This window comes from Grimontia sedimenti (assembly GCF_011045095.1).
In the GTDB taxonomy this organism is placed as follows: Bacteria; Pseudomonadota; Gammaproteobacteria; order Enterobacterales; family Vibrionaceae; genus Enterovibrio; species Enterovibrio sedimenti.
Genome location: NZ_JAALDL010000001.1, coordinates 244,194 through 258,102, shown reverse-complemented (window position 1 = coordinate 258,102; position 13,909 = coordinate 244,194). Strand labels below are relative to the sequence as shown.

Genomic DNA, 13,909 nt, shown 5'->3' with positions numbered 1-13,909 from the left:
TTGAGGAGGGGAAAGATGAACAGAAGAGTGGTTATTAACGGGAAAGAAATCTCAAACCCGGTTGCCATCTTGGCGCTTCAGGCTGGCGCATTAATCGTTGCCGCATTGGTTATTGCTTTTGTTTTCTTTGTGATTCTTCCGTTAGTCGGCCTTTTTATCGGCTCTATTTTTATTGCCGTCATTACCTTTTTGGTGGTTATTGCTGTCGCAGTGATTATCGGGATTTTCAGCAGCGTGATTTCTGCTTATCTTTCTGAGCTTTTCGGTGGAAACAGGCACTAATCTGACTTTTCTTTTTCAGCCAACTGCTCGGTTAGCCACTGTTGGCTGGTTTGGGTTTCTTCGCCACATTTCACCTGATACGCACGGCCAGTAAACCAGCTTTTGGACGCCACTTCGTTAATAAAAATCTCGGTCGAAGTGACCCTATCTTCGGCGTATTCCCACTTATTCTGAAGATGTTCGGCCGCCTGCAGATTGTCGTATTCAGAACCATTGCGTATAAAGGTACAATCCGAGCTTTTCATCTGCGCGATGAGGTATTCCACATCGTTTTTTACCGATGCGGAAGCTGGGATACTGACTAAGGCAGCGGCAGCCAATGCCGCCGCAAGTCCTAATTTCTTCATCATTCCTGATTCCACCATTCAACCACTGGCAACGCCTCACCGATAGCCAAACGCTGACCAATCTCTGGGCTAACCATGGTCACGCCACGCTCATTGCTGATTTCCAGCGCCTTTTTCATAGGCTCTTTCCAGTCATGCATCGCCAGATCGAAGGTACTGTTGTGAATGGGCAACATCACACTACCTTTGAGGTCAATGTGTGCTTGCACGCTTTGCTCCGGGAACATATGAATGTTCGCCCATAGAGAGTTATAGGCACCAGTTTCAATCATGGTGAGGTCGAATGGGCCATACTTCTCACCTATTTCCTTAAAACCATCGAAGTAGCCTGAGTCACCGCTAAAATACACCCGTTTTTCAGGGGAGAGCATTACCCAACTTCCCCAAAGTGTAGAATCGCGATCGGTTAGGCCTCGGCCTGAGAAGTGTTGCGTTGGTGTCAGGGTAAAATCAATGCCATTGACCACCCGCGACTCCCACCATTTCAACTCTACGACTTTCTCTGCCGGCACACCCCAATCCTTTAGGATTGCACCAATCTTCAATGGCACTAAAAACAGGCCTGTTTTGTCGGCTAACGCTTTCACCGACATTTTATCCAAGTGGTCATAATGATCATGACTGATCACAACCACATCGATTTCAGGCAAATCTTCTATTGAAATCGGCGCAGGATGGAAGCGCTTAGGGCCCATAAATTGCACTGGTGAAGCGCGGTCACTGAATACCGGATCAGTCATCACGAGGCTACCATTCAATTTCATCAACATACTCGAGTGGCCGAGACGATAAACCACATCTTCACGCTCATCGATCAGCAGCTCGGTCGTAATGCTATGTATTGGAAAATCAAACGTCGGTTTGGGCGTTCTCTCCTCTGCTTTAATGAAAGCCATAAGGATTTCAAAAGGGTTGCTTTGCCTTTCGAACGCCGGATCGCTATTTACAAATTTGTCTGGATAATCCGCTTCTGGCCCATCAGTACTGGAACAAGACAGCATTGTTGAACTCATCGCAATCACTCCTAGTGTCGTCAGTAAGGTGCGTTTTAAAAGGGTTCTGTCCATAGCGACCACGTGTTGATTGATGAAATTTAATGTAAACTACTCGGTGTAGTTTACAAAAGAACAATGAAAAGTAAACCGCTTAGTGTAATATAGTCACCGTTACTTTTTGAGTTGGCATCTAACCCAATGACAGTGAAGAAAAAAACCAGAAGCGAAATAAAACGTGAAGCCATTCTGGAAGCCGCGCGTCAGGCATTTCAGGAGTTTGGCGTGCAAAATACCAGCATGGATAAGCTTGCTGCGCTCGCCAATGTCTCCAAGCGAACCGTCTACAATCATTTCCCGTCTAAAGAAGCACTGGTCATGGAGCTCCTCTCAGTGCTTTGGAAAAGCTCCATCACGCCAGAGTGCCTTGAAGAACTTTCTAAACTGCCACTGTTTGAACAGCTTTCTACTCTGCTCTATCAAGAGATAGCTGTCATTGCCCAACCTGAATACCTCGACATGGCAAAAGTGGCTTTTGGTCACTTCCTGTTCCAGCCAGAAGCCCTGCAGGAGCAAATGAAGAGTATGTCGAAAGAAGATACCGCCTTGCATGCTTGGCTGGTTGAGCAATACAAAATCGGCACATTGAGAATGGAAAATGTAGAGCTTGCACGGACTCAGTTACACAATCTGATCAAAGGGTCTGCATTCTGGCCGCAGTTGATTGGTGCATGCCAACCATTGAGTGAAACAGAAGGCAAGGCTTTGGCGGAAAACACAGCTGCAATATTCCTTAGCCACTACCAGAAATAGACTCGCTATCAGTTTTAAAAAAAGGCGCTGCTAGGCAGCGCTTTTTTATTGACCACTTAAAATATACAAATAGCGATTATCGAAGATAAATATATATAATTTCAATCACTATACATGGTAATATCACCAGAGAAATTAGTGATAAGACAATCACTCCCGGAATATTAATATATCATTACACTAAAATAATATTTCTCACCTAATTTACCTTTTCATACATTCAAGCTCTCAGTTTCTGATTAAAAATGATCCAGCTCAAAAATAGTTTGCGATACATACCTATATTCCTTTTCCAAAGCCAACTTAGAAAAGGAAGTAAGAATGAAAAAATTGAGCACGCTTATCCTTGCCTCTGCTGTCGCAATGCCAGCATTTGCCGACCACAATGTTATCGACGGTATGGACTTTGGTCCTCTAGCCTCTCTTGTCGGTACTTGGAAAAGTGTCGAAACAGGTGGTGTTGATGTGGCACCCGCTCAGGAAGGCACCGAACAAGGTAAAGGCGCTCCTGCTGTTACGCCATTCTATGAAACCATCACTTTTGAGGTGGCAGCCGACGCCGTTAACGCGAGCGATCAAAGTCTAGTTGCTCTTTACTATAAGCAGGAAGTTTTCCGTAAATCAGATGACTCTAAGTTCCACGACCAACGTGGCTACTTTATTTACGATCAGGAAAACCAAATCGTTTATAACTCTTTTTGTGTTCCACGCACGACTTGCGTAACTGCAGAAGGCGTAGCGGGTAAAACAATGACATTGAAAGCATCAAACCGCGGTATCGCAGAATCAAACTATATGACGCAAAACGCTACCACGACTGACTTTACGATGACGATTAATATCGAAGACGATAAGTTGACATATTCTCAGAATACCGCACTAAATATTTACGGTAGCGACTTTTCGCACACTGATAGCAGCACTTTATATAAAGTAGCTGAATAAATAATAAAGCCAGCATTAATGTGCTGGCTTTTGCATTTGGCGGGTTTGATTCATGGTTCTCGAACCTGCCGTTCCATAGGTGTTGATATCATATCGATTGGGTGAATAACCTCTTTGCTTACGGTACTGGGTGTCTAAGCTTCTTAGGTTGATACCGTAAGACTGGTTGATTCGTTCCACGACCTCATTGATCTGAGACTGCGGTGCATTCTGGGATCTGAGGAAATAATAAAGATTGATGGCACGTTGCTCATCCATAACTCACCTCCTCTTTCAGTGATGAAGTGAGTATAGATTTCAAGCTGAGCTTTGATAATCCACCAAATCCGAAACAGATTATTTCCTCTATGTAATAATCAGTCCTTAAATTGCGTTTCTTTCATTTCAAGAATCGCTTTGACATCTGCACAGTATTCCGCCGTCGGTCGAATAAGTAAGCGAGGAATGCCAATCGGCTCTCCAGTCTGTAAACAATATCCATAAGTTTCCAAGCGAATACGTTCCAGCGACAATTTGATTTTAGGAAGCAGCTTTTGTTCTCTATCAACAATTCGCAATGCCAATGCAGACTGCTCCTCACAAGTAGCACGGTCACTGGGGTCGCTGAAATCCATCGGGCTGACCATTTGTTCTTTCGCCGATTTGATCCTTTCAAGTGTGCTGTCATGCAGGTCGATCAATCTTTGCTTAAAGAAAGCCAACTGAGCGTCGTCCATGTACTTCGATTCCGGTTGTTTCAGAATCTCTTCTTCTGTGAGTATTTTTGTTTTTGTATTCATAGCGTTTTATCCCCTGTCCAAGAAGGCTTCAACCCACACAGGTATCAACCTGTTGCTTCCCATTGTGGGAATGGGTCATTCAAGCTCTTCCAATAATCTTTACCTCTCAGCATTTCTTCTTCAGATAACAGGCAGTCATCCAGCGCCTGTGTCATCGCATCCTGATTGAGTCCTTGTCCAATAAACACCAGCTCTTGACGCATATCGCCAAATGGCTCCACCCAGTTTTGGCGGATTGCCGCAAGATATTCTTCTTCAATCGGCCAATGAGCCTCAGGAACAGCTTTCCAAAACAAACCGGCAAAACCATAGTGCGCAATGCCACCAGCCTGACTCCACTGCCCAGCAAATTCAGGACGGGAAGCCAACCAGAAATATCCTTTCGAACGGATAAGTTTTCCAAAGTCTCGTGTGTTGTGTAGAAACTCAAAAAACTTCTCTGGGTTGAACGGTCGGCGCGCAACATAGCTAAAACTGCCGATACCGTATTCCTCAGTTTCAGGTACATGCTCACCGCGCATTTCCTGAAGCCAACCAGGTGCTTGCTGTGCATGTTCAAAGTCGAACAGTCCGGTATTCAACACATCATCAACATTCACTTGTCCATGTGAGATAGGAATGATTCGGGCGCGGGTATTAAGGGTTTTGAGGATGGCCGTCAGCCTTTCAATATCGGCGGGCTCAGCGAGGTCCGTTTTGCTTATCAAGATGACATCAGAGAATTCCACCTGATCAATCAGCAAATCAGCCACGCTGCGCTCATCCTCTTCTCCGAGCGACTCGCCAGTTTCAATCAGGTATTTTGCTTCGTCATAATCTTTAAGGAAGTTCACTGCATCGACGACAGTGACCATGGTATCTAAGGTCGCAACATCGGAAAGAGACACGCCGTCTTCATCGGCAAAGGTAAAGGTTTCTGCGACGGGCAAGGGTTCTGAAATCCCTGTCGATTCAATCACCAGATAATCAAACTTTCCATCCTGGGACAGCTTGTTCACTTCCAGCAGTAGGTCTTCGCGGAGGGTGCAGCAAATGCAGCCATTGCTCATTTCCACCAACTTCTCTTCCTGATGACTTAGTGAAACTTCATTCTTCACCATGGAAGCATCAATGTTGATTTCACTCATGTCATTCACAATCACCGCAACCTTCTTCCCTTCACGGTTATTGAGAATATGGCTAAGCACCGTTGTTTTTCCGGCACCTAGAAAGCCCGAGAGCACAGTCACAGGGAGTTTAGCCATCAGAATTTACCTCTTTCCAAATCTGCGATGTTTCAGTGATGCGTCATTTTGAAATGTTATAACATAACATTTAATCATGTTTTGCAACATTTGCGAATTTAGAGTTTGAATAAAAAACGCAGCGAAGTGCTGCGTGAAGAAATGGTGATTGTTACAGGTTCTAACTTCTGCTCTTAGCCTTTCACCCGAAGAACGATTTCGTCGGCCAATATCTGGGCGGCATCAAAAATTGGTAAGTGGGATTTCAGGGAGTCTGCAATAACCGAGAGCTCGGTGCAGGCGATCAGCAAACACCCTGCTCCTTGGTCTTCGAGGTTTTCAGCAGCTTCGTTGAATTGAGCAATCATATGTTCAGTCTGATTTTTTGCTTTTACCGCTTTAATCAGTGTCATCACATTCTGTTGGAAATCATCATCAGGAAAAATGGGCTTAATCCCCTGCTTGCCCATGGCTGTAGCATACAGGTTCGTCAACTGAACAGCAGTAGACGCCAACAGCCCCACTCTCTCGATCTCAGGATAACTCTGGTGAATTTTGGCTGCGGCGAGCTCCAGCAGATTCAACACGGGAACTGACACCGCACTTTCCACATCCGAGTAAAACCTGTGGGCCGTGTTACAAGGGATCACCAAAAAGTCGGCTCCTCCCCTTTCCAACCCTTGCGCCATTTTCGCCATATACGGGCCCGGACTTTCCCCTGTTCCTTCTATAAGTGCTTTAATGCGGGAAGGAACTTTCGGGTCGTTATCCACCAGCATTCTAATATGGTCAGCATCATCATTGGCGGGCGTTACTGCTATCACACGGTACATCAAATCCACTGTGGCTTCAGGTCCCATACCACCGAGAATACCTACTGTTAACTCGTTTTGATTCATCCGTTAATACCCCATTAAACGCGGTAACCAAAGCACAGTTTCAGGGAAGTAACTCATCAGAAAGACCACCAGAATTTCGATGAACACAAAGGGCAATGCTTTAACGGATATTTCCTCTATCGTCACCTTGGCGATACTTGAGCTGATAAACATGTTCTCACCAAGTGGTGGTGTGGAGAATCCAATCTCGCAGCAACAAACCAACACTACACCGAAATGAATCGGGTCAACACCGAGCTGCACCATGACGGGCAACAGCACTGGCGTGACGATCATTATGGTCGCCAACGTTTCCATGAACATGCCAATCAAAATGAGAAACAGGATCACGATTAGCCAAATTAAGGCGAGGCTGTCAGTCATTGACAGCAGTGCATTGGCAATCATGGTTGGCGTGTCGTTTTCCACCAAAATGCGGCCAAAGGCGGTAGCGGCAAACATGATGATCAGTACGCGACCTGTCAGCCAGGTGGTCGAACTCAGTGATTCTTTCAGACCATCCAGCGTCAGCTCTTTGTGGATGAACTTACCCACGAATAAGGTATAAAACACGGAAACTACTGCCGCTTCGGTTGGCGTAAACAGGCCGGAGTAAATCCCCCCCAGAATCACCAGTGGCGCCATGATTGACCAGATGCCGTCAATGCAGGCTTTCCGCAACTCTCCTGGCTCATGGTCGTCGCCACCTACGTAGCCGTTTTTCTTACTGATGACGTAGTTGGCGATCATCAAACCGCCTGCGAGCATCATGCCGGGGATCACCCCTGCAATGAACAGTGCGCCTATCGACTCACTGGCTGTCACACCATAAATCACCATGGGAATACTGGGAGGGATCACCACGCCTAATCCGCCGGACGAAGCCGTCAACGCAGCTGCGTAGCCTTTGTTGTAGCCTTTATCTGCAAGCGCCGGGATCATCAACATACCCACAGCCGCCGTCGTTGCAGGACCCGAGCCAGAGATCGCGCCAAAAAACATACTGGCAAGAATGGCTGAAAACCCTAAACCACCCGCCATTGGCCCAGCCAACAGCTCCGCGATGTGAACCAATCGGCGTGAAATACCGGAAGCCTGCATGAGCGCGCCAGAAAGAATGAATGCCGGCAGCGCCATAATTGGAAAGGAGTCCACTGCGTTCCATGCAGTCTGCACCAGAGAAACATAATCATCGCCGGAGAGCAGATAAACCAGCATGGCTGAGCCGCCGAGTGCGATAACAATCGGCGCACCAATCAGCAGAAGACCAAAGAACGAGCTGAACAATACGAGGGATGCCGCCATGGCACGCTCCTTTTCGTTTGAAGCAACACTCCGTGTCGCTTATATCTTGGTTTCTTCCATCTCAATGTCATCAACATCTTTGAACTTCACGCCTTTTACCAATTTGAGGTAATTCACCTGCACAATTCGGATAGAGGTAAGCGTGAATGAGATAGGAAAGATGAGGTACAGAAAGGCCATCGACCAATCCAGCGCAGGAGAAAGGAAAGGGAATTCCATTAAGCTTTCTATTACTTCGATGCTTTTTACCGTCATCAAAGTGTTGAACGCTATCCAGAGCACATCGGCAATGAGTTCAATGCCATTTCTTACCTTTTCCGGCAGCAGTTTGAGATGAAAGGTCACACGGTTGTGCGCAGAAAGCCTGGCTGCGTAAGACGCGCCAAGAAACACAAACCAAACGAACGCAAAACGCGATAACTCTTCGCTCCATGGAATGCCGTAGTTGAATACCACGCGCAGGATCACCTGAATAAACAGCAAGGTGACAAACAGACAAAGCAACGCCTGACAGGCATAGCTTTCGAACTTATCGAGCTTTAACAGGAAACTTCGCATACTGAGATCCTTCTGTTGAGCGGTACACGCCAAAGGCGCGTGAGAAGGGTTGACGACTCGGCGCGCTGTGCACCGAGGCGTCAACACTCAGCGTTACTGCATTTTGCTCAGTACGTTATCGAAGCTTGCTTTGCCACCGATATCTTCATAGAACTCTGGCCAGACTTTCTCTTTCGCCAGTTTGATCCATTGGTCTTCATCTTCCAGCGTGAAGACTTCTACGCCGTTAGCAATCATGTTCTGCTTGGCGTTTTCCGCTTCCGTCATTTGGAACACAAGTGCGTATTGCTGCGCTTCCAACCCTGCTCGGCGCAGAATTTCCTGTTGCTCCTCATTCAGTTTGCCCATGGTGCGGTTACCAATCAGTAATGGCTGCAAGGAGTATTGGTGGTGCACTTCCGTCAGATAAGGCTGAACTTCGTAAAACTTCATGGTGTTGTTCACGATGTAAGGGTTGTCCTGACCATCCACCACTTTCTGTTGCAGCGCGGTGAAGGTCTCTGTCCAAGCCATCGCGATAGGGTTTGCACCAAAGGTTTCCCAAGACTTGAGCATGATGGAGTTTTGCGGCACACGGATTTTCAGCCCTTTCACGTCCTCCATGTTTTTCACAGGGCGCTTGGAATTGGTCAGGTGGCGGAAGTTGGAATAGGTCCATCCCAGAATGTTCATCCCCGCTTCATCTTTCGCCAAAGAGTTCCAGTAATCCCCCAGCTCTCCGGTGGTGATTTTCACCGCATCGGAAGAGTTGGTGATGAGGTAAGGCATAGTTAACGCACCCAGCTTTTTCGAAAATGGTGTGACGTTACCAATTCCGACAAGCGCCATATCCAGCGAACCGAGACGCGCGTTTTGCACCATCTCGGTTTCACTGCCCAGTGCACCGCCCGGATAGAGTTTGACTTTAATATCGCCATTTGAGTAGTACTCAACCAGCTCTTTAAAACGTGTCGCGTAAGCCCCCTGGTCAGACTCAATCGGGTCACCAATCCCGACTTTCATGGTTTTTGCACTCGCCAGCACTGGCAGTGCTAAACAGGAAATCGCCAGATATTTTGCCAATTGGTTGAACTTCATATCCTTCTACCTCTTTGTTGGATTACATCCGTGAATAGTTGGCGCCTACGCGCTTTTTTGGGGATAGCCGAGCTCTTCCAGCACCTCTGAAATAACTGCAGCGATTAAGGTGCTATCAGACTCTTCAAACGTGAGTGGAATGCGCATGTCCAAAAGCGCACCCAACACTCGTTCGGTTTGGGAAAGTTGACCAGGCGAATCGAGATAAGCCCAATGGTCATACTTGCTGCTGTATCCGGAAGGTGATGTATCGCCGAGCCATTTCATGGTCACGCCGCGTTTCTCACATTCCTGAATCAGCGTTGGGAAATCGGCATTTGTCAGCTGCGGGAACGCAAACTGAATGGAGCTGCCGACGAAGTGTTCCGCCTCAGGACGAACAGGTAAGCGAATACCGGGAAGCACAGCCAGCGCGGACTCGAAAGCGCCATAAAGTGCATTCCATCGTTCGCACTGTTTGTCCAGAGACGAAAGTTGTGGGCGAAGAATGGCAGCGCGGAGATTATCCATTCTTCCGCTGTAATTGGGTGTAGCAGTCGCAATCGTTTTGAAGGTTTCAATGGGCGGTAAGGTGGGATGACGATCGAAGAGCATGTAAGAGCCGGAATAGATAATCGCTTTTGCCATCACCTCGTCATCATTGGTGACCAGAAAGCCACCCTCACCGGAATTAATGTGTTTGTAGGTTTGAGTGCTGAAGCAGGAAACCAATCCAAATGTTCCGCTCTTCTTGCCATTCCAACTTGCCCCCATGGTGTGGGCGCAGTCTTCGATAACCACAATGCCTTTTTCATCACACAATGCCATTAAGGCATCCATGTCGACCAAATGCCCCCGCATGTGTGATAGCAAGAGAAAACGAGCGCCTGATATGGCAGCTTTATCAGCGAGGTCTGCCATATCAATCGTTAAGTCATCAGTCGTTTCCACCAACACTGGTTTACCGCCAGCGTTATTAATTGCCCCAGGCACAGGAGCCAAAGTGAAGGCATTGCAAAGCACCGCATCACCGGATTTCACTCCCGCACACAACAGCGCAACATAGAGGGCATAACCACCGGATGCGCAGCTCAGGCAATACTTCATGTCGAGGTATTGGGCAAACTGCATATCCAGTAAATCTGCTTCACTCCGCTCTCCATCCAGCGTGTTGTAGCGATGTAGACGGCCTGTTTGCATCACTTCCACTGCGCTTGAAATAGCAGATTCGGGAATGGGTAACTGCTGGGTAAAGGGCTTGGTAAAACGCTTCATTGTACGTTCCTTCACAATCCGTGTGAGTGTCTGACAATCAGTCGTAACGCTTCTGGTCGTAGACTTCGAAATCCCAGTCCGTATCAGGGAAATACTTGGTCAGCCGCCAGTCACAGGCGCGGGCGTGTCCTTCCATCCCTTCTGTTCTGGAAATGCGCGAACCTGCCGTGCTGAACGTCAGACTGGCATCGCGATCCAATTCCTGTGTTGTCAGGATTTTGAGGAATTTCTGCACATTCAGGCCGCCGCTGTATCTCGCTGCTTTCTTGGTTGGCAGGATATGGTTGGTGCCAGAGCACTTGTCGCCGTGCGTGACTGTGCTGCCTTCGCCAAGAAACAGCGAACCATAGTTGCAAAGCCGCCCTTTCCACCAGGCAAGATCCTCCGCCTGAACCTGAACGTGTTCACATGCCCATTCATCACTCACTTGCGCGGCTTCTTCTCGATCGTCACAGGTAATCACCACACCGTAATCACGCCAAGCGGATTCACAGACATCGGCATTCGGCATATCTGCAATCACACTGGGCATGAGTTCAATGACCTTTTCGCCCAGCGTTTTACTGGTGGTAAACAACCAAACTGGCGAATTAGGCCCATGTTCAGCTTGTGAAACCAAATCCACCGCAATCGTCATTGGGTCTGCCGATTCATCTGCAATCACCGCCGATTCGGTTGGGCCAGCAAAGACATCAATCCCGACTTCACCGAACAACAAGCGCTTCGCCTCTGCGACATAAGCATTTCCCGGACCAACGAGGATATCGGCCTGTTTTCCGGTGAATAGGCCAAATGCCATGGTCGCGATAGCATGAACACCGCCCATTTCGAGGATGATGTCTGCACCAGCAAGATCCATGGCATACACCACAGCCGGATTGATGCTGTCCCCGCGCGGCGGAGAGCAAGCGATAACGGTTGGAACACCTGCCGCTTTCGCGGTAGCAATACTCATCAGTGCGGAGGCGGCATGGGCATAACGTCCACCGGGGACGTAACAACCTGCGCAATCGACAGGAATAATGCGCTGGCTCAGTTTCACGCCTGACTCGGTTTCGATTTCGAATTCCGTCAAACTGGCACGTTGCGCTTCAGCAAAACGACGCACCTGACGATGAGCGAAATCAATATCATCTTTCACCTGTTGCGGAACTGACGCGATCAGCGCTGCTTTCTTTTTGTCAGACAGGATGAAATCACCCTGCCAGTTGTCGAATTGCTTGGCATATTCCTCCACGGCTGCAGTGCCATCTCTGCGTATGTGGGCAAGGATTTCCTTCACCACTTGCTGAATACGTTCATCTTCCGTTTGCACTTCTGATTCCCGCTCGGCGCGTTTGAGGTATTCCATGTCGTTATCTCCCTTCCTTAGGCGGGTTTAGCAATAGCTTTCAAAGTCAAAGGCATCGCGATAGCCCGGCAGTGCCTGAGCGCCGCCTGTATGCAGGAACACAATGTTGTCGCAGTCTTTGAATTCGCCTTTGCGAATAAGGTCGATAAGTCCCGCCGCGCCTTTGCCGGAATAAACAGGGTCCAGCAAAATGCCTTCGTAACGGGCAAACATTTCTATCGCTTCCATGGTGCTTTCAGCAGGAATGCCGTAACCATCTCCGACGTAATCACAGTTCGCGCGCACGTCTTCACGTTTAACCGCACCGGAGATACCTAATAAATCGCAGGTCTTTTCTGCCAGCTTGAAAACATTCCCTTCTTGCTGTGGTTGAGGAACACGAACGCCAACACCAAGCAAAGGGATTTGGCTGTTGGTGGCGATAAGACCAGTGACTAAGCCTGCCTGAGTGCCGGCAGAGCCCGTCGCATGAACAAGGTGGTCGATTCTTAGGCCCATCTCATTGGCTTGGTTGACCAGCTCCAACGCACAATTGGCGTAACCCAATGCGCCAATCGCATTCGAGCCACCGCCAGGGATGATGTAAGGTTTTTTGCCTTCGGCACGCAGTGTCGCAGCAACATCTTCCATCGCAGCATTCATGTCTGTGCCGCCTGGATATTTGCTGAGTGACGCCCCAAACAGTTGGTCAAGCATCACGTTGCCGTTGAGTACGTAATCCGGGTTTTCAGACGCGGTGCGATCTTCCAACAAGATGTGGCACTCCAAACCGCATTTCGCTGCAATTGCTGCTGTCTGACGACCATGGTTAGTTTGGGTCGCGCCTTGGGTGATGATGGTGTCAGCGCCTTGTTCAAGCGCATCTGCCATCAGGAATTCAAGTTTGCGGGTTTTATTACCACCGCCAGCCAGACCAGTACAATCGTCGCGTTTAATCCAGATTGTTGGCCCACCCAAAGCTTCAGAAAGGCGCTTCATTGGCTCAAGCGGTGTAGGTAGATGCGCAAAGCGCAAACGTGGAAAGCGTGAAAGGTGCATGTCGTTGTCCCTAATAAATCGGAAAAAATAAAAAATGTGTTGCCATTTCAGACTGTGAGACGTTTTTGACTTGCGCCAATACCTATATTGAAGCGTGACCGGTTACTTTTCGGCATAACCGATTTAGCAGGAAGCTAAGAGGCTGTATCTATGGAATTAAAGTGGTTAAAGGACTTTATTGCGCTCAACGATTATGGGAGTTTCTCGAAGGCTGCAGAGGCTCGTTTTGTGACTCAGCCAGCATTCAGCAGACGTATCCGGTCACTAGAAAATTGGCTTGGTGTTGCCTTGGTAAATCGAGACAGTTTGCCCACCACACTGACGGATGAAGGAAGGAGCTTTGTTGAGGAGGCGCAGCGTTTGTGCCATGAAATGGAAGACATTCGTACCCGATTGCAAACCCAAAAAAGCGGTCGCTCATTGGTCTTTCTGGCGCAGCACTCCACCGCAGTTTCTTTCTTCCCAGCATGGATCCATACACTTAGCCCTTTGATTGGCGATATGTTGGTAAAGCTGGTACCGGGCAATATCCATGCGTTGAATGAATCGTTTCTCGCGGGCTCTGGCGATTTTATGCTGACTTTTGGTTCACAGGCCTTAGATAGCCCGCAAATCAAACGTAACAGCCAGTGCATTCAAGTGGGAACGGATACCTTAGTGCCTGTTTCTGCACCCAACGACCAGGGTTACCCCATACACAGCTTTGAAGAAGGGAAGCCCTGCCGTTTGTTGGCCTTTCCTGAAGAAACCTATCTGGGAAACCTGATTAAGCAATCTGCCATTGCCAATATTCCGAGCCAATACCGTTTCGATATCGTTTGTGAAAATGAAATGGCAGAGGGTTTGAAAGCGATGGCGAAGCAGGGTTTTGGCGCCACCTGGCTGCCATCTAGCCTGATTAAAGAGGAGCTTGCCAACCAACAGTTGGTGATACTAAACGCACCCTTTCCAACCTTGGATCTTCGGATTTTGCTTTACCGAAACCGCCACGGCTCTAAACCCGAGGCGGAGCAGTTCTGGCATTATTTGATGGAGCTGTATGGGCAGGAGTAAGCGAGATTAATGGC

General features: G+C 48.2%; 16 protein-coding genes. 4 read left to right on the top strand and 12 right to left on the bottom strand.

Annotated features, from left to right (window positions below; all coding sequences use genetic code 11):
- Nucleotides 1-15 precede the first annotated feature (15 nt).
- Nucleotides 16-282 (top strand): hypothetical protein, encoded by a 267-nt coding sequence (locus G5S52_RS01150; protein ID WP_165011434.1) that lies wholly within the window; start codon nucleotides 16-18, stop codon nucleotides 280-282.
- Here the strand turns inward: G5S52_RS01150 and G5S52_RS01145 are convergent.
- Together G5S52_RS01145 and G5S52_RS01140 are read right to left on the bottom strand one after the other, a co-directional pair.
- A complete protein-coding gene (locus tag G5S52_RS01145; protein ID WP_205743729.1) occupies nucleotides 279-632 on the bottom strand; it encodes a DUF5329 family protein in 354 nt (117 codons plus the stop codon). The two genes, G5S52_RS01150 and G5S52_RS01145, sit on opposite strands and share 4 nt — an antisense overlap.
- Complete coding sequence (locus tag G5S52_RS01140) at nucleotides 629-1,642, bottom strand: MBL fold metallo-hydrolase (RefSeq protein WP_165011432.1); 1,014 nt, start codon at nucleotides 1,640-1,642, stop codon at nucleotides 629-631. The genes G5S52_RS01145 and G5S52_RS01140 overlap by 4 nt, the downstream gene beginning before the upstream one ends.
- A 180-nt stretch (nucleotides 1,643-1,822) precedes the next feature.
- On the opposite strand from G5S52_RS01140, the gene G5S52_RS01135 reads away from it, so the two are divergent.
- On the top strand, nucleotides 1,823-2,434 hold the full coding sequence (locus G5S52_RS01135; protein WP_165011431.1) for a TetR/AcrR family transcriptional regulator: 612 nt from the start codon (nucleotides 1,823-1,825) through the stop codon (nucleotides 2,432-2,434).
- A gap of 321 nt (nucleotides 2,435-2,755) precedes the next feature.
- A complete protein-coding gene (locus tag G5S52_RS01130) occupies nucleotides 2,756-3,379 on the top strand; it encodes a heme-binding beta-barrel domain-containing protein (protein ID WP_165011430.1) in 624 nt (207 codons plus the stop codon).
- A 15-nt stretch (nucleotides 3,380-3,394) separates the two neighbouring features.
- Here the strand turns inward: G5S52_RS01130 and G5S52_RS01125 are convergent, their stop codons facing one another.
- The 10 genes from G5S52_RS01125 to cuyA all read right to left on the bottom strand — a co-directional run bounded on the left by G5S52_RS01125 (nucleotide 3,395) and on the right by cuyA (nucleotide 12,842).
- On the bottom strand, nucleotides 3,395-3,637 hold the full coding sequence (locus G5S52_RS01125) for a hypothetical protein (protein ID WP_002538849.1): 243 nt from the start codon (nucleotides 3,635-3,637) through the stop codon (nucleotides 3,395-3,397).
- A 98-nt stretch (nucleotides 3,638-3,735) separates the two neighbouring features.
- Nucleotides 3,736-4,158: a TraR/DksA family transcriptional regulator gene (locus G5S52_RS01120; protein WP_165011429.1), complete on the bottom strand. Its 423-nt coding sequence runs from the start codon at nucleotides 4,156-4,158 to the stop codon at nucleotides 3,736-3,738.
- Nucleotides 4,159-4,202: 44 nt separating this feature from the next.
- A complete protein-coding gene (gene zigA / locus G5S52_RS01115) occupies nucleotides 4,203-5,402 on the bottom strand; it encodes a zinc metallochaperone GTPase ZigA (protein WP_165011428.1) in 1,200 nt (399 codons plus the stop codon).
- Nucleotides 5,403-5,575: 173 nt separating this feature from the next.
- Nucleotides 5,576-6,280: a cysteate racemase gene (cuyB, locus tag G5S52_RS01110; protein WP_165011427.1), complete on the bottom strand. Its 705-nt coding sequence runs from the start codon at nucleotides 6,278-6,280 to the stop codon at nucleotides 5,576-5,578.
- Nucleotides 6,281-6,283: 3 nt separating this feature from the next.
- Complete coding sequence (locus G5S52_RS01105) at nucleotides 6,284-7,564, bottom strand: TRAP transporter large permease (RefSeq protein ID WP_062663949.1); 1,281 nt, start codon at nucleotides 7,562-7,564, stop codon at nucleotides 6,284-6,286.
- Nucleotides 7,565-7,603: 39 nt separating this feature from the next.
- On the bottom strand, nucleotides 7,604-8,122 hold the full coding sequence (locus tag G5S52_RS01100; protein ID WP_165011426.1) for a TRAP transporter small permease: 519 nt from the start codon (nucleotides 8,120-8,122) through the stop codon (nucleotides 7,604-7,606).
- A 93-nt stretch (nucleotides 8,123-8,215) separates the two neighbouring features.
- Nucleotides 8,216-9,199, bottom strand: a complete 984-nt coding sequence (locus G5S52_RS01095; protein WP_165011425.1) for a TRAP transporter substrate-binding protein — start codon at nucleotides 9,197-9,199, stop codon at nucleotides 8,216-8,218.
- A gap of 45 nt (nucleotides 9,200-9,244) precedes the next feature.
- Entirely contained in the window at nucleotides 9,245-10,453 is a 1,209-nt protein-coding gene (locus G5S52_RS01090) for a DegT/DnrJ/EryC1/StrS family aminotransferase (RefSeq protein ID WP_165011424.1), read from the bottom strand.
- Between the two features lie 37 nt (nucleotides 10,454-10,490).
- A complete protein-coding gene (hisD, locus tag G5S52_RS01085) occupies nucleotides 10,491-11,804 on the bottom strand; it encodes a histidinol dehydrogenase (RefSeq protein WP_165011423.1) in 1,314 nt (437 codons plus the stop codon).
- A 27-nt stretch (nucleotides 11,805-11,831) separates the two neighbouring features.
- Nucleotides 11,832-12,842, bottom strand: coding sequence for a D-cysteate sulfo-lyase (gene cuyA, locus G5S52_RS01080; RefSeq protein WP_165011422.1), 1,011 nt, complete (start codon nucleotides 12,840-12,842; stop codon nucleotides 11,832-11,834).
- A gap of 150 nt (nucleotides 12,843-12,992) precedes the next feature.
- Here cuyA and G5S52_RS01075 point away from each other — a divergent pair, with 150 nt between their 5' ends.
- Nucleotides 12,993-13,895: a LysR family transcriptional regulator gene (locus G5S52_RS01075; protein ID WP_165011421.1), complete on the top strand. Its 903-nt coding sequence runs from the start codon at nucleotides 12,993-12,995 to the stop codon at nucleotides 13,893-13,895.
- Nucleotides 13,896-13,909 lie beyond the last annotated feature (14 nt).